19 protein-coding genes are annotated in these 23,011 nt (G+C 44.8%); 6 read left to right on the top strand and 13 right to left on the bottom strand.

Annotated elements, in window-relative coordinates:
- Positions 1–45: 45 nt before the first annotated feature.
- From AC07M6_RS04145 to AC07M6_RS04160, 4 genes are all read right to left on the bottom strand, one after another.
- Positions 46–2,193, bottom strand: a complete 2,148-nt coding sequence (locus AC07M6_RS04145; RefSeq protein ID WP_494887657.1) for a hypothetical protein — start codon at positions 2,191–2,193, stop codon at positions 46–48.
- An 81-nt stretch (positions 2,194–2,274) separates the two neighbouring features.
- A complete protein-coding gene (locus tag AC07M6_RS04150) occupies positions 2,275–2,862 on the bottom strand; it encodes a hypothetical protein (RefSeq protein ID WP_494887658.1) in 588 nt (195 codons plus the stop codon).
- Positions 2,863–2,913: 51 nt separating this feature from the next.
- The gene (locus AC07M6_RS04155; protein ID WP_494887659.1) at positions 2,914–4,137 is read right to left on the bottom strand and encodes a PBSX family phage terminase large subunit; all 1,224 of its coding nucleotides are present in this window, start codon (positions 4,135–4,137) and stop codon (positions 2,914–2,916) included.
- A gap of 69 nt (positions 4,138–4,206) precedes the next feature.
- Positions 4,207–4,659 (bottom strand): terminase small subunit, encoded by a 453-nt coding sequence (locus AC07M6_RS04160; RefSeq protein WP_494887660.1) that lies wholly within the window; start codon positions 4,657–4,659, stop codon positions 4,207–4,209.
- A gap of 98 nt (positions 4,660–4,757) precedes the next feature.
- On the opposite strand from AC07M6_RS04160, the gene AC07M6_RS04165 reads away from it, so the two are divergent.
- Positions 4,758–5,771, top strand: a complete 1,014-nt coding sequence (locus AC07M6_RS04165; RefSeq protein WP_494887661.1) for a hypothetical protein — start codon at positions 4,758–4,760, stop codon at positions 5,769–5,771.
- Positions 5,772–5,848: 77 nt separating this feature from the next.
- On the top strand, positions 5,849–6,163 hold the full coding sequence (locus AC07M6_RS04170; protein ID WP_494887662.1) for a ferritin family protein: 315 nt from the start codon (positions 5,849–5,851) through the stop codon (positions 6,161–6,163).
- An 84-nt stretch (positions 6,164–6,247) separates the two neighbouring features.
- Here AC07M6_RS04170 and AC07M6_RS04175 read toward each other — a convergent pair whose 3' ends face one another.
- The 4 genes from AC07M6_RS04175 to AC07M6_RS04190 form a co-directional block, all read right to left on the bottom strand.
- Positions 6,248–6,613: a hypothetical protein gene (locus AC07M6_RS04175; RefSeq protein WP_494887663.1), complete on the bottom strand. Its 366-nt coding sequence runs from the start codon at positions 6,611–6,613 to the stop codon at positions 6,248–6,250.
- A 63-nt stretch (positions 6,614–6,676) separates the two neighbouring features.
- Positions 6,677–6,976 carry a hypothetical protein gene (locus tag AC07M6_RS04180; RefSeq protein WP_494887664.1) on the bottom strand — a complete coding sequence of 100 codons (300 nt, stop codon included), beginning with the start codon at positions 6,974–6,976 and terminating at the stop codon, positions 6,677–6,679.
- A gap of 52 nt (positions 6,977–7,028) precedes the next feature.
- Entirely contained in the window at positions 7,029–7,331 is a 303-nt protein-coding gene (locus AC07M6_RS04185) for a hypothetical protein (protein ID WP_494887665.1), read from the bottom strand.
- A gap of 242 nt (positions 7,332–7,573) precedes the next feature.
- Entirely contained in the window at positions 7,574–8,275 is a 702-nt protein-coding gene (locus tag AC07M6_RS04190) for a S24 family peptidase (protein WP_494887666.1), read from the bottom strand.
- Between the two features lie 175 nt (positions 8,276–8,450).
- Between AC07M6_RS04190 and AC07M6_RS04195 the strand changes: the two genes are divergently transcribed.
- Both AC07M6_RS04195 and AC07M6_RS04200 read left to right on the top strand, forming a co-directional pair.
- Positions 8,451–8,666 (top strand): hypothetical protein, encoded by a 216-nt coding sequence (locus AC07M6_RS04195; protein ID WP_494887667.1) that lies wholly within the window; start codon positions 8,451–8,453, stop codon positions 8,664–8,666.
- A gap of 74 nt (positions 8,667–8,740) precedes the next feature.
- Positions 8,741–9,154, top strand: coding sequence for a hypothetical protein (locus AC07M6_RS04200; RefSeq protein WP_494887668.1), 414 nt, complete (start codon positions 8,741–8,743; stop codon positions 9,152–9,154).
- Positions 9,155–9,216: 62 nt separating this feature from the next.
- Here AC07M6_RS04200 and AC07M6_RS04205 read toward each other — a convergent pair whose 3' ends face one another.
- Positions 9,217–9,978 (bottom strand): MBL fold metallo-hydrolase, encoded by a 762-nt coding sequence (locus tag AC07M6_RS04205; RefSeq protein ID WP_494887669.1) that lies wholly within the window; start codon positions 9,976–9,978, stop codon positions 9,217–9,219.
- Positions 9,975–10,265 (bottom strand): hypothetical protein, encoded by a 291-nt coding sequence (locus AC07M6_RS04210; RefSeq protein WP_494887670.1) that lies wholly within the window; start codon positions 10,263–10,265, stop codon positions 9,975–9,977. Before AC07M6_RS04210 ends, AC07M6_RS04205 begins: the two co-directional genes overlap by 4 nt.
- 289 nt (positions 10,266–10,554) lie before the next feature.
- Here AC07M6_RS04210 and AC07M6_RS04215 point away from each other — a divergent pair, with 289 nt between their 5' ends.
- Positions 10,555–12,972 (top strand): glycoside hydrolase family 3 N-terminal domain-containing protein, encoded by a 2,418-nt coding sequence (locus tag AC07M6_RS04215; RefSeq protein ID WP_494887671.1) that lies wholly within the window; start codon positions 10,555–10,557, stop codon positions 12,970–12,972.
- Between the two features lie 84 nt (positions 12,973–13,056).
- Here AC07M6_RS04215 and AC07M6_RS04220 read toward each other — a convergent pair whose 3' ends face one another.
- Together AC07M6_RS04220 and AC07M6_RS04225 are read right to left on the bottom strand one after the other, a co-directional pair.
- Positions 13,057–13,650, bottom strand: a complete 594-nt coding sequence (locus tag AC07M6_RS04220; protein WP_494887672.1) for a hypothetical protein — start codon at positions 13,648–13,650, stop codon at positions 13,057–13,059.
- The gene (locus AC07M6_RS04225; protein WP_494887673.1) at positions 13,650–14,144 is read right to left on the bottom strand and encodes an RNA polymerase sigma factor; all 495 of its coding nucleotides are present in this window, start codon (positions 14,142–14,144) and stop codon (positions 13,650–13,652) included. Before AC07M6_RS04225 ends, AC07M6_RS04220 begins: the two co-directional genes overlap by 1 nt.
- Positions 14,145–14,451: 307 nt before the next feature.
- On the opposite strand from AC07M6_RS04225, the gene AC07M6_RS04230 reads away from it, so the two are divergent.
- Positions 14,452–19,779, top strand: coding sequence for an Ig-like domain-containing protein (locus AC07M6_RS04230; RefSeq protein ID WP_494887674.1), 5,328 nt, complete (start codon positions 14,452–14,454; stop codon positions 19,777–19,779).
- Between the two features lie 17 nt (positions 19,780–19,796).
- On the opposite strand, the gene AC07M6_RS04235 is transcribed toward AC07M6_RS04230, so the two are convergent.
- Positions 19,797–22,919 (bottom strand): AsmA family protein, encoded by a 3,123-nt coding sequence (locus AC07M6_RS04235; protein WP_494887675.1) that lies wholly within the window; start codon positions 22,917–22,919, stop codon positions 19,797–19,799.
- Positions 22,920–23,011 lie beyond the last annotated feature (92 nt).

Raw genomic sequence — 23,011 nt, forward strand, 5'->3', positions numbered from 1 at the left:
ATATACTTCTATAAAATTATATTTCCAAATAATCACCCGTGGAAATTACAGATTTACCCGGTTTACCGTTTGCGCCAAAATATTTTGCTGGTTGTTTACATCCTTTACATCCACATAAATAGGCGGGAAGTTGTTGAGCATTTGGTAAGCCAGCGTATTAGCCAAATCCTTCACATCGTTAGCCGGCTGGTTGTAATAGCGGTTGGCATTGCCGCCATCGGTAAATATGCCGCCTATGGCATAACCTTTACCGGGATTAGCTGTAGAGAAATCCCTGCCGCCATGGGCCACGTTAATGGCGCTGACCAAATTGCGTGCCCAAGGGTTGCGCATAGCCTCGGATACCACCACGGCTTCGCCCGAGCGGAGGTAGGCGTTGGTATCATCGGTACGGCTATAGCCGGATAGCAAGGCGCCGCGGCCATCAGACGCATAATAGCCGCCTTGGGCAAAGCCGGGCTTTTGCTTAACAATGCCGGCTAACGATGAAGCGCCCGCAGCTACCGCGATAGCCGTTTCGGCAATGGCTTTGGGTACACCAATAAATGGTATGGACGCGTTGGCCGACCAGATACCCATGATAGATTTTTGGGTATCGATTATGACCTGACCGGCCGCTGCTGCCTGGTGCGCTTTAAAGGCGGCTTTGGCTGCTATGGTGTTTTTGCCAAATATCCCTGTCAACGCGCCGGAAAGTTTATCAACCGATTTTAAATAGTTTTGCTGGTTGGCAAATTGCGCATCTAACTGAGCCTTGTCCAGTTGTTTTTGTTTTTCATCGTACAGTTGGTCAACTTTCAATACCGACTCGTTACGCGCCTGTGCAGCTTGCTCGGCCTGCGCCCGTTCTTTATCTAATTGTTGTTGGCGCAATTCAAATTCAACTTGCCAATCGCCACTGTTATGTGATATAATAATGCCATCTTGTAGCAGATTATCCTCATTTTTTTTATTTGAATTAGGTAATGTAATAGAATCTCCATCATCGTCAGCCACTGAAATTTCATGTTTTGTACTTGAAGCAGATGGTTCTTTATTAAACCCTCCCGATCTGGCCGCATCTAATTGGCCACCTCGTGTTTTGTCTTTTTTATCAACTGATAATCTTTTCCCTGTTTTACCATTCCCCTCAATTTTCTTTACTACCTCACCACTATCATTGGCCCCATCATTATAAGCTTTTACTATAGCAGTCCCTAAGCCGGCTACTTCGTTTTTAACCGTTTTAACAGCCTTGCTTATTTTATCAATACCGTGGGTTACACCGGTGCTCATTTGTATCACACCATCGCCCATAGTTTTTAAATCCCCGCTAAACAGCCCCTTAAAAAATACCGAGATCCCCTTAAACCGGTTGGTGATATTTTCAATTACCGCGTTCCAAACCTTTTTTACTGTTTCGGCCGGGTGGCTTACGGCGTCGGCAATATCCTTACCAATTGCGCTAAGTATCTTGCTTACGGTCTCTTTTACGGTTTTAATTACCAAGCTGATGGCGGCAATACCTCCTTTTAGTTTTTTAGCCCCCTCGGTAGTTTTAGTAAAGTACTCGGTTACCGATTGTAATACTAAAACCAGCAGACCAAAGCCTGTAGCCTTAATAGCGGCACCCACACCTGTAAAGCCCGTTTTCACTACGGCCAGGCCATCTTTCATCATATTAAAGCCTTTGGTTACATCTTCCAGCACCGGGCCAAAATCTTTATTGGATGCTTTAAGTTTGTCCAGGGCCGATTTTAACTGATCGATACTTCCTTTTTGAAAATCAAAAGCTTCGGCGCTTGCCGCAATCGCCTTTTCCTGGTCCTGTATATTTTGCGTCAGCAGGTCAATATCTTCGCGTAATACGTTCAACTGTTTCGAGCTTACCCTGTGCGATTTTTGTAAAGTATCATACACCTGCTCCAGGCTGGCCACCGCTTTTTTGTTCTCTTCTAACGATTTTTTTGATACATCAATAGTTTTGGCCGTGTCGCCTATTTGTTTGTTAAATTCTTTAATGGATTTGGCCGCGTCGTCTAACGATTTGGCCAGGCCATCAAACTTTCCGCTGTTTTTTTCAATGGTTTTTCCTAATTCTTCCTGTGTTTTAGCTAATTGCAGCAAAACGGAATTCAGGTCGGCCATGGTTTTTTTTAGTTGTTCAGTTTGATTCTGAGCATCGTCTGATGGGTTATTTACTGGAGGTGGCATAATATATTTATTTATGTTTTAAATGCCTATTGGCATAGTATTATTAAAAATATTAGCCCAATAAGGGCTAATGTGTTTTACCTAAAATTCTGACTTGTTTTTTTCTTTTTTCTGCTTCTCATACAAATCCCTCAGCTTGCCATCATTATAAAACAATCTTATACGCAAATCGCCGGATGGCGCATTGGGTACAATTGTTGCTGATATATAATTATCCCCACTTTCCCATTCAGTACGATAATCAGCATTTCCAGTTTTAATAGCTGTGATTTCGTATCCATCCCCATCGCTGTACGGTTGCTTAAACTTTTTTGATTCCTTACCAGTACCGTATACATTATTAATGTCGGTTATAAGACTATTATAAAATTCAATACTTTTAGCTTCCATATCTGGTTTGAATACAAATAAGGTTTCAAATGCTTTATCATTTACAAAATGCACAAAAAGCGTACTTACTTTTCGATCGCCAAGCGAAAGGTTGCTGAAACTAATAGAATAATCTGTTGGGTTGGCATTCACCACCGCACCCTTAGCCTTTAAAGCTTCGGTAACCTGCGCGGCCGAACTGCCAAATTTTATCCCCAAAAATCCATCAATAGGTTTGGTAGTTTGCGCTTCCCCCTGGAAAACGACAAATAATAATGTGATAAGTATTAAGTTTTTCATAATTGCTAATTATATTGGTAAATATAGATATTATAAATTTAAAATACAATATTAAGTGGCATTAAACACCCAGTCATAATCCCGCTCGCCAAAGTTTGCCTCCTTCCATGGCAGGCGCGATTTGCCGGGCTTCAGCGCTTTTACCCGCAGCTTGTTTAAAGCCACGTACCGCAATGGATCTACCAGGTGATTGAAACTATCAACCGGCTCGTTCAAACTGCGGCCATTAATATCGGTTTTCCACTTGTAGCGGCCCAATTCGTTTATCAGGTTTACGCTGTTGCGGGTAACGTTAATGCGGTAACGCTTCAGGATATCTATCGATAGGTTTACCGTTCCGGGGCCTTTAACAGCGCCGGTAATATTCCAGCCCATGCGCCGCAGTTCTTCTATCGATTTGGGTTCGGCGCTGTCGGCTATGATCAGTACGTTTTTACTGATCCCGCATTGCTCTAATCGTCGCGATATATCAGGGTTGGTTAATCCGGTCGAGTAAAACAATTCGTTCACCCATAGTTCGCCATTTTGCAGGTATACTTCCAGGCAACCGGTTTGGTCGTTAGTGAAGCCAAAATCTAACCCGCAGGCCAAACGCTTAGCATCCGGCGGAATAGCATCGCATACATGCCAGTTGCTTAATACCAGTCCGGTCACCTTACCTGTTAGTCCGCGGGCGTATACCTTCCACAGTTCGGGGTTATCGGTACGCAAGCCTTCAATTTTTTCGCGGATGCCGGCCTCGCAAAAGGGGTTATGCCGGTGATCGCTGATGATCAATTGCACTCCGGGTTTTCCTAATAAATTATCGTGCACCCAAAAGGCCGCATTAGGATTATAATCAATAAAAACACGCTTACGGGTGCGCAGGGCCAGTTCGGTATATACCTCCCAACTAATGCCGTTGGCTTCGTTTATAAAAAGGTAGTCGCGCTTACCGCTTTTGGCGTCCTGGCTATCGTGGTAGCTTTTAAACTCGAGCAGGCTGCCATTACCGAACTCAAAAAAACGATCGGTATGGTTAAAAGCTTTCACTACATTTTTTAATCCGGACAGTTGGTTGTAGATCTCCAGCGCATCGCGCATGGCCCCTACCTTAAGGTTGGGGATATCCTGCGCTACAACGGTTATCACCACTTTATTGGTGCAAGCCAGTACAAACAACACCTGCAAAATAGCATATGTTTTACCCGAACTGCTGCCGCCCTGGTTTACCACCACCTGCGCCGTGGCATAGTAGTTTTGCTTAAATAATATGGTGGTTTTTATAGTTGTCATTGGGTCATTCGCTTCGCTGTCATTGAGTCATTAATCATCTGCATATTTGCACATCTACATATCTGCACATTAAACATCCACTTCCCTTTCGCTCGAGGCTGTAGGTATAGGGCTGTCGTTAACATTTACATTCATTGATTTTGGGGCATTATTGCCCGCCGCGGCGATGTCCCTTTCGTTCCAGCCCAGGTTTTTAAGGGCGAAGATGGCGCCTGAGGCGGTGGGATTGTGCAGTTTTTTCTCGTACTCCGTTTCAATACGCAGGCGTGCCCGTTTAAGGGATTGCGCGTATTTCCCCTTGCGTTCTTTTTTATCAAATGCGGCCCGGTCCGCAAACCCCAGGAACAATACCAGTCCGCTAATAGTCGGCGGCTCGGGCTCGCGGTCCCAAACTATTTGCCTGGTGGCTTTGCCGGTAGGGCTCCGTTTGGCGGGAATGTTTTTAAAATGGAACTCGCCGGCAATGCGCGTAAAATACGCATCAATAAGGCTATCCAGTTGATGGGTAGTTGTAAAATACATGAAGATGAGTGTTGTATGTATAAAATGCCGATTGGCATATAACAGATGTAAAGATACGAAGATTAATTTACAATTGCAAATATTATTAGCAAAAAATTATGAATGTACAAGTAACATCCTATCCCTATATTTATCTTAATGAATATAATGGAAGAATTATGGAAAACATTGGCCTTAAACTTAAACTGATTTTTATACCCTTTGTGCTGGTACAGGCAGGGTTTGCAGCGCTGTACTCGTTTTTTAACTACTACATGTTTATACAACGCGGCTGGCTACATCTGGACGAAGCTATTACCACTTTTGCCATCCCGGCGGTTTTAGCCTTTATACCGGTGGTTGTTTTTTTGTTACCACGCCTGCGTTTTTTAGATAGTAGTGATAAAAAGAGAAAGCCTGTAGGCGCAGGTATCATCATGGGGATTTTTGCTACTGCCCTAACTACATTAACCGTGCAAAACTACCTGCTTACGGCTACCGGTAAACTAACCAGCCTGCAAAACATTAGCCAGATGGGCCAACTACCTAAAACAAAGTACTATACACTTAAACAGCATTATACCGATGTAAAGGATAACCATGCTTACTTTAACCGGCACGTCAGCGGCAAAGGAAATACCCGGCTAAATTTTGATGCTTATGTTATTGCCCCCATATACAGTTCGCTGCCGGATACTACACAGCTACGCCAAAATTTGCCGCACGCATGGTTAGGCCGGCACTACGGTGTAAATATAAGTAACAGAGGATCTGCAATAGAGAAAGAGCAGGCCTATGCCGAATTTAAAGCAAGCACGCTGGCCAATTTTATGCGGACGGATGCCGATGACTTTATTTACCTGGACAGACTGGGCAATAATAAAAAACGCGAGTTTTACAGAAATGCCCTTGATTTATACAACAATAATGAAAACCGCCCGGCAATTATACTTGAACCTTATCAGCGGCCGTTTGCCCAGCATAATGGCAACAGCATATGGTGGATACTGCTGGCTTTCGCGGGCGGATCGGCTTTGTTTTCAATTATACTATTAAAAACTCCTTTAGACAAAGCTAAAGCGGCTGATTATATACCCATTAATCCCGGCGATTATAGCAACTGGAAAACCTAAGCTAATAGCTTCTCGGTTGTATGCAAAACAATTTGCCTGTTCATCTGCTTATTGCTTATCAACTTAAAACATAACTTATGGCATTTGATCAGTATCACGAACCGGCTAACGAACTATCCGATAAAACCCGCACTTTTGCCCGTATGATTGTTTCCCTGGGCGAAGAAGCCGAGGCCATTAACTGGTACGAGCAGCGCATCTCGGTTGAGAAAGACCCGCAGGCAAAAGCCATTATGCAAAACGCCCAGCACGAGGAATTTAAACACTTTGGCATGGACCTGGAGTTTTTGCTGCGGCAAAAACCGGTATGGCGCAAAACCCTGCAAGCTATCCTTTTTCAGGAAGGCGATATTGTTAAGTTAGGCGAAAAGGGCGAGGAAGCGAGCGAGTAACGAATGTGCAAATGCGAGGATATGCATATGTGCAAATGAATGCATTTTAACATCTGCATATTTGCACATACACGCATTTGCACATTAAGCCCCGGCCTTTAGGGGGTTGGGGGGCTGCATTTGTTTCAGTTCCATTTCGTAGGCGCGCATGCGGGCGTGTAGTATATCCACTTCGGTACGCAGCATTTGTATTTCGGTAATGAGTTTGGCCGATTCCTGTTTAAGGATCTGTTTGTTGCCGGTGCCCAGTATCAGCCACTCGGGCGAGTACTTTAGCTGAAAGCACAGCTTACGGATCAGGTAATAGCTAACGTCCTGCTTTTTATTGATCACTTTGCTGATAAAGCCCTGGTCAACCCCAATCAGGTTGGCTAAAGCCAGCTGACCGCCATGCTCTTTAACAATCACTTTTAAGCGTTTAACTACTCCGTCATCTGCTGCTGATGCCATTGGTATTGCTGTTTTATATTGCAATGATATAAAAATACCATTAAGTACGGCAAATATTAGTAATTAATGTTTCAGATACTGCCGCTCCAGTTCTTCCAGCTCGTTGTGGTATATTTCTATATTAACCAGCTTGTCTTGATAGTCGCGTTTTAATTGCTTCAGCGTTTGCAGCGGGATGGGGTTATTTTTAAGGGTTTCATGCAGGGCCTGGTATTTTAACCTGGCCGATCGTTCTTTAAAAAGCGGGGGCACATCGCGGTTTTGCTGCATGATGCTCTGCACACCTTCGTTACGCTTTTTCCTAAACACCAGGATAAAAGCCAGTAGCAAAAAGCCAAATATGATTAGTGCAATAATCCCCATCACCTTAAAATAGAAGCAACAAAGTTAAAGGCTTATTGTTGGATTATTGGTATTAAAGTTCAATTTCCAACCGCTGGATCAGGGTATCCAGTTTGTCGTTATACGCTTGTATACTGATCTGATTGTTTTTGTAGGCGGCTACCAATCTCTGTAGTTGTTCGTTAGCCTTAGGATCGTCTGCGGTAACCTGTTGCAGGCGGCTCACTTTCATTTGGGTTGCCTTCTGCATCATCAGGGGCACCACATCGGTATTGCCTTCCATCATTTTGCTGGCTGTCTGCTTATTCTTGAAAGTAAAAAAAAGCACAACAGCTACTATTATGGCACCAATAATGCCAATTGTAGTTATATCCATAAATAGAAATTCAAATAGGTTTGGACATCAAATTTAATGAAAAGCATGATTTGTGCAATTAATTTCTAAAAGCCTTTGCTTCTTCCGGCAAATTACAATCATGCAATGGCGAGGGCGGGGATCAAAAAACCGCAAATAATAACTACCAGGCCATATATATTTCAACACCGGGAAATTTATGGCAAATTTCATGTCCTTAATTTGTCCACCCTATAAGCCGGGTGGATCGCGAAGTAAAGCAATTAATGATTATGCTTTTTATGGATATCCTTTACCAGGCAAAGCTTCTTAATTTCTTCCAGTTTAATAACAAAGGGCGCGTATTTAAGCCGGTTACCTATCATCTCGGTTGTATTATCCGAGTGAGCGATCACCTCATCCGGATGATCGCCCGCCAGCAGGCGTTTATACATACGGTAATCCCCCCATTCAATATAATATACCTCGCCGGGCAGTATCTTATTATCATGAATTACCTTTAGCGCTACCCAGCAGCCGTTTTCGAGATAAGGATACATAGAGTGCCCCCAAACCGGCAAGGCAAAATCGCATTCCTCAATCCCGGGAAAATTCATATGGCCTACCGGCTGGGCATCGTTAATATCATTATAAACCTCCACGCCCGATGCGGTGGCAATCACTTCATACATCGGTATACCTTCAAAAGCCTTTTTTGCCAGCCCGTTTTCTGTAATTTCTTGTTTTTTTACAGGAGACAGGTAATCTCTGTATTTATCCTTAAATATCTTTAATTTTTCTGGATCGATATTCTGCCGGCTTTTGATGATCTCGGTAATAGAACTGGCCGAATTAAAACCCAGTACCTCGGCTAATTGAATATTGCCGGTAAAGGCTTTTCCCTTTAATTGATTATATAGGATAATAAACTCCAGCGTCTCCGGGCGGATGGTTTTTATTTTCGACGGCTTATCGTACAATGGCATAATGTGGATAATTATTTAAAGATTAATCTTGACATAGATAAAGATATTTCTTTATATTTGTTCATTCAATAATCAAAACTAAAACAATAAATCAATAAATCAAATAATTATGAATAAAGAATTAAAGAATTAATACCTGATAGCTAACTAACCATCTCATTACCATACCATCAACATGCATATCGCTTACTCTGCACTCCGCACCACCGGGAAACACCGGGCCAATAAAACAACATCAGCCCGTTACCGGGGATATCTTGCCGCCTGCCAAAAGCACGGGCAAACCATAGCCGCTATCCGCGAATATCTGCCGGGTTGGGAACCTTTACCCCCCAGTCCCCTGAAAGGGGAGTTGTTTAACAGCGCGGCGCTCCCATTCAACTACTCATAATTTATTCAAATACATATCCCTGTTCATATTAAACAAAACGCTCTCCCTTCAGGGGGCTGGGGAGCAACATTTTTATGATAAAAATTCCGCACAAATTAAAAAACGAACTATGGTGGCTTATCATCTCGGTAGATTTTGATTACAGCCGCATAGCCATTGCCGATCATGAAATTAACGGCGATATCCTTACCCTATGGCTGGAGGATAAACACGATTTTAAAAATTCACTGGACGAATGCCTGCAGGCCGATATCCACCTGAAACAATTCGCCCGGTTAATAAAAACTGAAGGCTTGAACAGTTACGAAGGGACAAGGGTACATCCCAACAAAAGTTTTGCCTATAAAAGCCGCATCACCATTAACGAACCTATCCGCTGGTACCAGGAGGATGCATCGCCAACCGAGCAATTATGGGCGCGCGAAGCCATGCTGAAAACCATACTGACCCAGTTGGTTGAAACAGAAATTTATGCCGAGGTGCAGTAAGCAAATGGCATACATTCAGCTACGTACACAATCAGGGAAATCCCAAAATCCTTGAATCATGGTCAAAACACTAATTTCATCCCATCATAAGCCAGTTTGATATGGGGTGGCAATTGGGCGGTAATATCTGTATGCCGGCCCAGCCGGTGACTGATGTGGGTAAAGTAAGTGGTTCCGGCACCCATTTCTTCGGCAAAGGCAATAGCCTCTTCAAAAGTAAAATGCGATATGTGCTTATCAAATTGCAGGGCATTGATCACCAATACTTCCGAGCCTTTAATTTTCGCCTTTTCACTTTCAGTTACCGTTTTGGCATCAGTAATATAAGTGAAGTCTTTAATGCGGAAACCCAGCACCGGCAGCCGGTAGTGCATCACTTCGATAGGGGTAATATGCACCTGGCCGATATCAAAAGGATCAAGCCCGATGGTATGCAGGTTTAATTCGGGCACACCGGGATATTTAGTATCGTGAAAAATATAGGAGAACTCTTGCTTCAGGGCTTTTTGTACCCGTTCATCCGCGTACACATCTATTGCCCGCTGTTGCCTGTAATTAAAGGCGCGTATATCATCCAAACCGGCAATATGGTCCTTATGTTCATGCGTAAACAAAATGGCATCCAGGTGTTTAACCCCGGCGCGCAGCATCTGGTAACGAAAATCAGGACCCGAATCAATCACAATCACCTGTCCCTCAGCTTCAATTAAAACCGAGGTACGCAGGCGCTTATCGCGCGCATCGGCCGATGTGCATACCTCGCAATCGCAGGCAATAACAGGTACGCCCTGCGAAGTTCCGGTTCCTAAAAAAGTAATGGTCACAGCGCTAATTTAGTTTGTTTAAGCTGGTGCAAAAAAGCGGTTTGCTTATCATCCAGCAGGGTTTGATCAATCTCCAGTTCGCGGGCCAGTTCGGCAATGGCCTGTATGCGGCTTTCCAGGTTACTAAATTTGTTAATTACTACCATACGGTTATGCTGCAACAGGCAAGCCCCGGTTTTAAAGTTCCCACGCTCATAACGCACCCGGTAACCGGCCGTTTTCAGCAGCAGTTCCAGTTTTTCCAGCGTATGGTTGGTAAGGGTAAGCATCGGTATCAAAATTAGCATTTTTTTGATGTGCAGATATGTAAAATGTGCAAATATGCAGATGAGGAATTTGTATGGTTCCTCATTTGCACATCTGCATATACGCACATTTGCACATTAATTTTAAGCCACTATCCAGCGTCGCCTCTACTGTACCAATAGCCGGGCCGCTGCACCGCCTAAGTTTAGCTTAAAAATTCACACCAATATTCCCCTGTTTGTGTATTAGCCTTAACCTTATGCATATTAGATTTAATTTTATGCTGAAACGAAACTTATTTTTGGGGATAATTCTGCATAATAAACCAATATGAGAAACTTTAATCAATTTTTACGTACATGCCTGACATCGGCTGCCTTTAGCGGGATAATCATTGCCGCACAAGCACAGGAAAAAAATATTTACCACAAAGGGTGGGTCGATTTTAACAAGAACGGCAAAAAGGATGTTTTTGAGGATCCCGCCCAACCTATCGAAAAACGCATTACCGACCTGCTTAGCCAGATGACGGTGAATGAAAAAACCGCGCAGATGGCCACCCTTTATGGCTATGGCCGTGTATTAAAAGAGGAAATGCCCACCCCAAGCTGGAAAAACGAAGTGTGGAAAGATGGGATTGCCAATATTGATGAAGAACTGAACAGCCTGCCTTTTAACGATAAAGCTAAAAGCCAGTATTCTTTCCCTTACAGCAAACATGCCGGCGCTATTAATACCGTGCAAAAATGGTTTGTGGAAGAAACCCGTTTAGGGATCCCGGTAGATTTTACAAACGAAGGAATCCATGGCCTTAACCACGACAGGGCTACATCATTACCCGCGCCTATCAGCATTGGTGCAACCTGGGATAAAAATTTAGTGCGCCTGGCCGGTAATGTGGTTGGCCGCGAAGCCAAAGCACTGGGCTATACCAATGTTTACGCGCCGATATTAGACCCCGCGCGCGACCAGCGCTGGGGCCGCGTAGTAGAATGTTACGGCGAAAACCCTTTCCATATTGCCGAACTGGGCAAGCAAATGGTGCTGGGCATACAGGAGGAAGGTGTAGCTTCAACCTTAAAGCATTACGCGGTGTACAGCGTACCCAAAGGCGGCCGCGACGGGAATGCCCGTACCGACCCGCATGTGGCCCCGCGCGAGATGCACCAGATTTACCTGTACCCGTTCCGCAGGGTAATACAGGAAGCGCACCCTATGGGGGTAATGAGCAGTTATAACGATTGGGATGGCGTACCTGTTACCGGCAGCTATTACTTTTTAACCGAATTACTGCGTCAGCAATTTGGTTTTAATGGTTATGTGGTGAGTGATAGCGAAGCGGTAGAGTATATCTTCAGCAAGCATCACGTAGCCGATACTTATAAGGAAGCCGTAAGGCAAGCGGTAGAGGCCGGGCTGAATGTGCGCACCAATTTCACCATGCCGCAAACCTTTATTAACCCCCTGCGCGAACTGGTGAACGAAGGCAAGATCTCCATGAAAACCATCGACAGCCGCGTGGGCGATGTGCTGCGGGTAAAATTCAGGCTGGGTTTATTTGACGATCCTTATGTGAAAGACCCTAAAGCGGCCGATAAAATTGTACAAAATGCAGAGGCGCTGGAAATGGGCCTTAAAATGAACCGCGAGAGCATGGTGCTGCTAAAAAACACCGGCAATCTGCTACCTTTGGATCTTAAAAAAACGCCTAAAATACTGGTAACCGGTCCCCTGGCCGATGCCACCAGCTATGCCGTGAGCCGCTATGGCCCGTCGAACAATAAAGTGACCAGCGTTTTAGATGGCATTAAGAATTATGTAGGCGATAAGGGAATGGTAGCTTACACAAAAGGTTGTGATATAGTTGATGCTAACTGGCCCGAAAGCGAAATAATTGAAACCCCGCTTACCCAGCAGGAAGAAGCCAGTATTGCAGTTGCCGTTACCCAGGCTAAAAATGCTGATGTGGTAATTGCCGTTGTGGGCGAGGATGAAAAACGCGTAGGCGAAAGCCTTTCGCGCACAGGCCTTAACCTGCCGGGCCGCCAGCTGAAACTGATACAGGCTTTAGTAGCTACCGGCAAACCGGTGGTAATGGTAATGATTAACGGGCAGCCGCTTACTATTAACTGGGAAGACCGCTTTGTGCCGGCTATTTTAGAGGCCTGGTTCCCCGGCCCCGAAAGCGGTAAGGTAATTGCCGAAACCTTATTTGGCGATAATAACCCCGGCGGTAAACTGGCTATTACCTTCCCTAAAAGTACCGGTCAGTTAGAGTTTAATTTCCCTTTTAAACCGGCATCGCAGGCAGGACAGCCATCAAGCGGCCCTAATGGCTATGGCAAAACCAGTATTAACGGCGCGCTTTATCCATTTGGCTATGGCTTAAGCTACACTACCTTTGAATACAGCAACCTGGTAGTGCCGGCTAAAGTAGCTAACCAGTCCGATATTACCGTAACTGTAGATGTAACCAACACCGGCACGCGCAAAGGCGATGACGTAGTAGAATTATACCTGAAAGATAAAGTAAGCAGCGTAACGGTTTATGATAGCGACCTGCGCGGGTTTGAACGGATCACCCTTAATCCGGGCGAGAAGAAAACCGTAACTTTTACCCTGCATCCGGACGATCTGGCCATACTGGATAAAAACATGAACTGGACCGTTGAGCCGGGCGCCTTTGAAGTGCGCATAGGCCAGTCGAGCGAGGATATTAAATTGAAGAAGGAATTTGTGGTGGAGTAGTTCGAAAGACGGGAAGACTGAAGTCTGAAGTCCGAAGTAAGAAGCGCCGTTGTTAAAGCAACGGCGCTTCTTTTGTTTAACTGGTTAATGTTCCATATCGGTAAGGATATGCTCTGCTTTTTCAAGGTTGCTATCATAATAGCGTAGTACACGCCAGGCAAATGCAAATAAAAACACCAGCATAACAGGGAAGGTAATGCTCCAGTAATGGGGCATTTTACCTATATCAATTCCACGAATGGCCATTATTACCGGCATACCCGTTATCATTAAAACCACTGTAAATAAAACACTTAATTTTTGAAACCGCTGGAACCGTATTTTTCGGTGCGCATAAGCCGAAATAGTTTCCGAATATGTTTTTGATGAAACATTTAAATTCCCCATACCTTTTAAAAGCCAAAGAGAAATAACCGGCAGAACAGCTAATATAGCTATCCCGATAAGCGCAAACACCTGCAGGTAAACCTGGCTAAGCTTTGCAAAATTAAAGATCACATATCCCGCGCTTGCAAAGCAGATCACCGTACCGGATAATTCCCATTTGGTGATGTTATTTAATTTCGATTTAAAGTTTTGTTGTGTCATGTTTTCTATGATTTGTGTGGTAAGTTGTTCCTGTTTTTCTACTTTTTTACTGAGTGCCTCCCACGAGGCTTTCATTTCTTCTAATTCCATTATGCTTTGGTATTAATAATTTGTGTCTTCAGTTTTTCCCTGATCCTGGAGATCTTTGTCCCCACGTTAGTAACGGAGAGGCCAATGATCGTTGCGATCTCTTCGTGGCTCTTCCCTTCAAGATAAAGCAGTATGATCCCTTTTTCCAGTAAATTCAACAGCTGGATATGTTGATAAAGCGTTTTTATTCTTTCCTCGGCTCCTGTGTCTTTTTCGTCGGCAAACCTTAGCGCGTCCATATTTATCGGTGTTGTAGCTATCCCTCTTTTATTTTGCTTCAGGTGGTAAATGGCGGTATTCAACGCTACCCGGTACATCCAGGTGCTTAGTTTAGATTGCTCGTTAAAAGAGCTGAACGATTTCCATAGCTGATAGATGATCTCCTGCGACAGGTCATTCCTGTCTTCCGGGCTGTTAGTGTAAAGGGTTGTAACCTTATAGATCAGCCCTTCATTTTCCTTAATAACTTTGATAAACAGCTCTTTTTTGTCCATGAGATTTTTCAATCACACAATTAGTGTAAGAAGTTAGAAAAAAATCACAGACGGGGATGATTATTTTTGCGCAACTCATCTATCCACAGCTGATTTCTATCTTTATCGAAGCTATTTTATTCCTTTCAACTGGATTTCCTGCCCTTAAACATGTATATTTGCTTACAAGCTACACTGAAACGAACAAAGACACGTGATTTCACGTATAAAAGGGCACAAATACGCTGATCATCTTAATTTGATCAATATCAAACATCAACATTATAATACAGTTTATTAGACTGGTTAAAGGGCTATTATATTGACGATGACTCGATACAAAAGGATAGTATTACTGATAACATTTTTACTGGGCGCCATCCCCGCGCTTTCTCAATGCACCCTAAGTGTTAATATAACCGCTAATAATAATGGTGTAATATGCGGGGGCAATAGCGTTGTTTTAACAGCCAATGCTTCGGGAGGTACGGTGCCGTACAGCTATGTGTGGAGCACCGGCGAGAACACCGCATCAATTACTGTCAATAAAGCCGGCACTTATACTGTTACCGTAAACGACAATTCGGCATGCCCGGCGGTTAAAGAAAACTTTACGGTAATAGCAACATCGCCCCCGCCTGCGCCAACGGTAGCCGGAGCGATTGTTTGTAAAGGCAGCCCGGCAACGCTTACAGCCACGGCACCCGCCGGCGGCGTTTTCCAATGGTATGATGTAAATGGCAATATTAAGTTTACTGGTGACACCTATATTACAGACCCTATTACCGCCAGTACAACCTTTTATGTAGAAGCCACAGTTGGGAGCTGCACCGGGCCCAGAACCCCTGTAGTTGTTGATATTACTGCCGATCCTACAGTTACTGGCGCCAGCATTTGCGCGGGGAGTACAGCTACAGTAACAGCAAGCGGTGGCGATACTTATACCTGGTATGCTACTCCCAACGGTGCTCCGATATCGCAAGGGCCAACTTATAGCACAACATTTACAACCACTACCACTTTATATGTGGTAGCCGTAACTAATGGGTGTACCAGCAACCCTGTACCTGTTACAGTTAACGTAACCCCCTACCCGCAAACGCCTGTACCTGTACAAACAAATTTTACTATTTGCGCCGGCACCTCTGCAAACCTGCATGCCGATGTGGGCGACGGCGGGACCATCGCGTGGTATGATGTACCCTCGGGTGGTGTGCCGCTCATTATCAGCCCCGATTATACTACACCCAATCTTACCGGCACTATTACTTATTATGCACAAAATTCGCTGGGAACGTGTGAGAGCCCACGCGCTGCTGTAACCATAACCGTTACCCCCGCCCCCGACGCACCTACGGTAACACCATCCCCGGCTACCACCTGTTCGGGCACCAGCGCGGTATTAACGGCAACATCCGCCTCGGGCACCAACTTTGCCTGGTTTGCAGATGCCACGGGCACTACGCCATTACCTAATAATACCGCCAATCCATTTATTACTCCGGTCCTTACTGCTACAACAACTTATTACGTACAAACCATCAATGGCGCTTGCTATAGTAGCCTGACACCTGTAACCATAACCGTTACCGACAACCCTGCCCCCCCCACGGTTGCCCCTGTTACGCAAGTATGCCCCGGCACAGCCGCTACTTTATCGGCCATTGCACCCGGCGGCACCTACAGCTGGTACGATGCCGCTACCGGGGGTAACCTGCTATTTACCGGTGATACCTTTAACCCCATCGTTTCGGCCAATACCACATATTATGTGCAGGTAGCCAATACCAATGGCTGCGTTAGTACACGTACCGCCGTAAATGTTACTGTGCTACCAACGGTTACGCCGCCTACAGTTGGCCCCACTACCATATGTTATAATACTGCTGCAACACTAACCGCTACAGGGTCTGATAACTACAAGTGGTATGATGCCGCTGCCGGCGGTAGTCTGCTTTCATCAAGCGATACTTTTACAACGCCGGCTTTAACCACCAGCACTACCTATTATGTAGAAACCACGGTTAATGGCTGCACCAGCGCACGTACCGCTGTAACTGTTACCGTAAGCCCAATACCCCAGCAACCTACGGTAAGCGGGGCAACTACCATTTGCCCACTTACATCAACCACATTAACCGCATCGGTTACTGATGGCGGCACTATCAGATGGTATAATGTGGCTACAGGCGGCACTGTTTTGGCTACTGGGAATACCTACACACCCACCGTAAATACCACAACAACCTATTATGCCGAAAATACTTTGGGTACCTGCGTTGGCCCCCGCGCAGGTGTAACCGTTACCACCACGCCAGTCGCTTTTCCGCAATTTCAATATTCATCGGCCACTGTTTGTAGCACTACCCCCACTTTTACACCAACGTATATTGACGCGGCAGGGGGCACATTTACCGCTTCGCCTAATACGCTTGCAATTAACAGTACTACAGGACAGATAAATGTTGGCGCCAGTCCTTTAGGTAAATACACCATTACTTTTAAAAGTAACAATTCGTGTCAAACCATTACCAGTACTACGGTATCGATAGTTGTAACCCCTGATGCTAATTTCACTTATAGCAGCAGCACTTATTGTCAGTTTGCTGCTAATCCTGCACCGGTATTTTCGGGCATAGCAAGCGCCGGTACATTCTCTGCCTCATCCCCAAATTTGGTTTTCACCGATATTAGCACAGGTGTTATCGATCTGCAAAATAGCCAGCCGGGTACTTACACCATTACTAATACCATTGCGGCCAGCGGTACCTGCCCGACAACTTCAGCCCAGCAAACCATGGTTATTAATCCCGGGGTTGATGTTAATGCAGGCCCTAACCAAACCATCAAAGCAGGCAATACCGCGCAATTGGCAGGCAGTTTTACACCTACAGGAACAGGGATCAAATGGACCACCAGCGGGACGGGTAGTTTCTCTGACGCCAATATTGTAAACCCGATCTACACACCGGGGCCGGGAGAAACATCAGCTACGTTGACCCTTGCAACCACATCAGGCAATAATTGCGGCACTACATCCGATCAGGTAGTTATCACTATATCGCCAAAGCCGCCCCCCCCTACGGTGGCCCCACCGCCTGCTGTTTGCGCGGGTAGTACGGTAACACTTGTAGCAACAGGTGGCGGCAATTATCAATGGTTTACCGTTGCTACGGGCGGCAGTAGCGTATTTACCGGCGGCACATTTACCACACCGCCTTTACCATCCTCCACTACTTATTGGGTGCAAACCACAGTAGGGGGAAATACCAGTGACCGTACCCAGGTAGATATTACCGTAAACCCCTTACCGCTTGCACCCAATGCCCCTCCTGTGACTACTTGTTTTAATACACCGGCCGTATTAAAAGTAAACCCTGTGGCGGGCAACACCTATGAATGGTATGCCTCTGCTTCGGGTGGCTCAGCACTTTTACCGGGTGGTGATACCTACACTACTCCACCTTTAACCGGCCCTGCATCCTATTATGTGCAGGCTGTAAGCAGCGCCGGCTGCCCCGGGCCCCGCACTAAGGTTGATGTTACGATTATACAACCACCAACGGTTACCAGCGTCCCTACAGGGCAGGTTTGCAGCGGCAGCTTGTTAAGCTATACCATTACATCAGATGTGGCCGCAACTTACAGCTGGGACAGACCGGCAGTTGCCGGTATTAACAATGCGGCGGTTATTGGTAATACTTCGGGTAGTATTAACGAAACTTTGGTCAATAACGGCAATACGCCTATCAAAGTAACTTATAATATAACAGCCACGGCAGGCACCTGTAGTTCATTATTTAAATATGTGGTTACCGTTAATCCATTGGGTAGTGTAACCAGCGTCCCTTCATCTCCTGCCTGTAACGGCGAACCGGTAAACTACACCTTTATGTTCAGTCATCCCGGGGTAAATTTCAGATGGAGCAGGGCCGCCGTACCGGGTATTAGTAATATTACCGTATCAGATCAGGCTGCTGCAACTATAAAAGAAAGTTTGTTTAATACTACAACCGCTCCGGTAGATGTAACCTACGTTTTCACCTATGCAGAAGGCAACTGTACCGGCACCTTTAATTTTGTAACTACGGTAAATCCCGGTGTTAGCGTTACCAGCCCTAAAGATTTTAGTGTTTGTAATGGCATCCCCTTTAGTTATAAGATAACGTCTGACGTGCCCACCGCAACTTTTACCTGGAGCCGTGCTGCATCGCCTAATATCAGTAACCCACCGGTAAATAATCAACCGGGCAGTAGTATTGATGAAACACTTTTTAATACGGGCACTACGGTAAACTATGTGCAATACACCATTATACCATCGGCCTATGGATGCCAGGGGCAGCCATTTATTTTTTATGTTGGCGTGTATCCCCTGCCTCCTGCCCCTGTTGCTAACAGTAATTCGCCTGTTTGCGAAGGGAACACGATCTATTTACTAACGCCTTCAATAGCCGGGGCAACCTACTCGTGGACCGGCCCCAATGGTTTTACATCTAACCAGCAAAATCCCCAGATCAGTAATGCTACACCGGCTGATGCGGGCAATTATAGCCTTACCGTCTCTACCAGTTGTCCAAGCCCGCCAGCTATTGTTAGTGTTGCAATAAATGCCAGGCCGGTAGTAACTGTCGGTCCCGATCAAACAGTTTGTATAACACAAAACGCTATAAATGTTACCGGTACCGTATCCGGCGGCACTACCACCGGGATATGGCAACCAACAACAGGCACCGGAAGGTTTAGCGCTCCGTTAGATCAACTTAATAATCAATATATCCCATCGGCACAGGATAAAGCCAACGGCTCGGTTATACTTACCTTAACATCTACCAGTAGGGATGATTGCACCCCGGCTTCGGCTAATACCGTTATTACCTTTGGCCCTACCCCGGCGGTTGATGCGGGCCCCGATCAGGAAGTTTGCGCGCAAACCACCGGCGTAGTATTAAGCGGAACTTTATTAAAACCGGGCAGCGCAACCTGGACTACATCGGGTACGGGCACATTCTCATCGCCCAGCCAGGTTAATGCCACTTATAAGCCAAGCGCAGCAGATACTATAAGCGGCTCGGTAAAACTTACATTAACCTATAATAATGCCAGCGTATGCGATATACCCGCAGATGAGATGATTATCAAATTCACCCCGCCGCCTACAGTATATGCCGGAGGGACAAGATATGTACTAAAAGACCATACCATTGTTTTACAGCCAACAGTAAGCGATGAAAATGTAACTTACTTATGGACGCCTAATATTGGCATTAATGATAACACCTTAAAAAACCCGGTTATTACCGGCGGCGATAACGACCAGCTTTATACTTTAACAATAACTGACGCCCTGGGCTGTACCGCCTACGATCAGGCCCTTGTAAAAGTATCGCCGGTTATTGTAATCAACAATACATTTACCCCCAATGGCGATGGAGTTAACGATCTATGGACCATTAACGGCTTATCGGCTTATACTGACGTGGTAGTTGATATTTACAACCGTTATGGGATTGGGATGTATCATTCCATCGGTTACGGCAAACCCTGGGATGGCACCTATAACGGCCAGCCCTTGCCCGCCGCAACATACTACTATGTGATCAGGCTAAATGTAGGCGGACAAGTACTTTCGGGATCAATAACTATTATCAGATAAAGCTTATCATTACGCCATTAATCCCCGTCATCAGCAGCCCCTTGCAGTTCGTCTTCTTTTTTACCTTTACCTAAACGTATTTTGGGCTTATCCTGTGTGCCGGTAATCGTCATGGGGATACCTAAAATACCTAAAGGAGGTAAGCCTAACCTGAACTTAATGTTGATAGCCTTATCAAAACTGGCCTGCCCCTCAAACCTGATCCTAAAGCCGGCCATACGCATTTTGGTTGGGGCAATGGTAATGATATTTTTGGCGATAGTAGTTTTAATTTCTACCCTGGTCAGGTCGGGGTTATTGGAAAGGCTATCGTGATTGGTGCTGCTGCCAATTGCCCCGGCCAATTTAAACCCGTGCATTTTTATTTTTGATGCAGACAATACCCCACCACCATTCAGCGATGCGTATACCGGCTCCATATTATTGTTTAAGCGCCCGCTCAGGCGGTAATCTAACGATACCAATCCCTGGGCATGCGCGGCCGAGGTAGCCATATCATGAAATAGTTTAATTTGGTTATACGCTTTTTTAATATCAAAATCTTTAGCGTTGATGTGATAATTAAAGAACGCCTTTTGCGGGCCTTTATTAGTATAATCGGCATCCATGCTTACGGGCGATCCAATCATATTAAAGCCGGTTTGTTTTAAAGCTACACTTCCCTGCTTAATGGTCATTTGGCTTTTGGCATCGTTAATCAGCAAGCCATTATAGGTTAGTTTTTTTACGGAGGCATTAATACTCACATCCAGGTTTTGCGGTACCATGATCACACCGCTTGTTTTGCCGGCTGATACCCCGGGCATATCTGTACCCGAAAAAGCCATAAAGTCATCCATTACCATATGATCGCTTTGCAGGTTAAAATCGCCTTTCAAAACCGCGCCCGGCTTTAGGGCATAATCTATTACATTTGAAATAGCGCCATCCAGCACCAATTGCGATGTACCATATTTAGCCGTAAAAGCATCAAACCGCATTTTATCCTGATTAAAGCTAAAAAGGCCTTTACTAATGATAAATGGTTTGGGGAATAAGTCGGTACTTAATGCAACACTGTTCACTTTAAGTGTGCCCGAGTTAAATAACTTATCGTAACGCCCGGCAACCGCATCGCTTTGTTTACCTTTTAAATTAAAATTGGCAGCAATGGTCCCTTTTACATCGTAACCTTTCAAAGCAAATACCTGGTAAATTTTACCAATGTTAAGGGTGCCTTTAGCTGCAATATCATACGCTACGTTATCAAAATTGTGCAATTCGGCCTTTACAAAAAACGGCTCGTTTTCAAAGCTGAAGGAAATGGGCTTAACAGAAATACTGGTGCCTGCAAGCGTGCCCGTACTGTTATTAATAGTAGTGCTTACCTGTATGTTTTGAATAGGGTGCGGATAGTACCTGGTTTGAATAGCGCCATTTTTTAAACTAACATTAGCCACGGTTACCGGGAAGCGCTTTTTGGCAGGCAGGTAACTGCCTTTGGTATGCAGGCTTGCGCTAAGGTTGCCTTGTAAACTGATGCTATCAAGCGGATAGATCTCTTTCAGATCAGCCAGGTTAAACCTGGCTTCCAGTGCCGCGTCAACCGGGGCATTGTCAGTATTACTGTAATTAAAATTGCCTTTGATATAATTATCCAGCGCCTTGATATTTAGGTTGGCCAAAGCCAGTTTGATATGCTTGTAGTTATGATCGGGGCAATCGGCCGTTACATCAAACGCAATATGATCTATAGCGCGCGGTAACGAAGCATACTTCAGATAACCATTTGTAAAAGATGAGCGTAAGCTAAAACTGGGTATACTAACAGGCAATGTATCAACCTTGCGCAAACCCGTACGCACCGGCGCGGTAATATATTTACCCTGCGCTAATAAATGGAGCGCGTAGCGGCCTTTCAAATCAACCGTTTTTATGCCGAACGCCTTGTTCCATTTTTCCAGATCTATTTCGGTATTTATTTTGGCGTAGATATCCGGTTGTTTAACCCCTTTTATTTTAATTACCGAACTAAAATAATCCTTATCGATATTAAAATAAACAGAATCGATATTGAGGTATAAGCTATCGGGGTTTAACCCAGGCACCTTCGCATCCATATTAATGAAAAGGTTTTTTACCGGCGAAGGCGATTTTTGGCTGTTAATATAACCATCTCTCACACTTAAGTTAATGCTGAGGTTGGGTTTAATGTTATCCTTTACAATGTATTTACCGGCCAGCGTTAGCTGGATATGCCCCGTGCCATTTACATCGGTATGTTCCAGCATTTTTTGGTATGATGAGGGTAAAGCCGTAAACATATTACTGAGGTCACTTTCGTGCGAGTCTACCTTAAAATTCATGTCATACCCATCTTGCAGGAAAGCGAAATTGCCTGTAAACTGTACAGGAAGTTCATTGATCATCAAATCGTTCTTCTGAAATATAAATGCCAGCGATTTGGTATTGATTTTGGTTACCAGGTCGGCATTAACCTTTTTTGATAAGATATAGGCCTGCTTAGCATAATAAAAATCGAACGATTGGATATTGGTATGGGTATGCAGGTCAAATACATCCTTACTTAAATCGCCGCTGCCGCTATAGTTGAAACCGCGGGCAATAATTTTCATGGGCAATGATTCATCATTATAAACCAGGCGACTTTTTTCAACTAAAATTTGTTCGATACCTAATGATGCCCCGCTGCTATCGGCAGGCGCATTGGTCTGGCTGGCGCCAGATTTATATATATTGTAATTAGCCCTGCCGGCGCTGTCTACCTGTATATTAATCAACGCCTGGCTAAGGTATATTTTGTTAATATTGATCTTGCTTTTAAATATCGATGAAATATCTATGCCCAAAGAGATCTCCTTTGCCGCCACCAGGGTATCGTGCTGAAAGGGCGCGCTCCCCTGAAGATTGACATCATAAAGCGTTAAGGTAAGCGCCGGGAAATGCTTAAAGAACGATAAACCGGTACCCGAAAATGAAACATGCCCGTTAATACGCTGGTTAGCCCACAAATTAACCTTCTTAGTAAAAGTTTGCGGAAATACAAAAGGCAGAAGGAACATCAATAGCAATAAGCTGCCTACTATAATGCCACTTATTTTAAGGGTTCTAATAAACCCGCGTTTAACGGCTGAACTCATGGTGTGTGATTAAGGAAGCTGACCATGAAAATGGAATCATACCCCAGCCTTGGGGCAAAAATAATAAAAAACAGTTATAAGCTAAGCGCAGG

The organism is Mucilaginibacter sp. GW821-FHT07H05 (assembly GCF_059418485.1).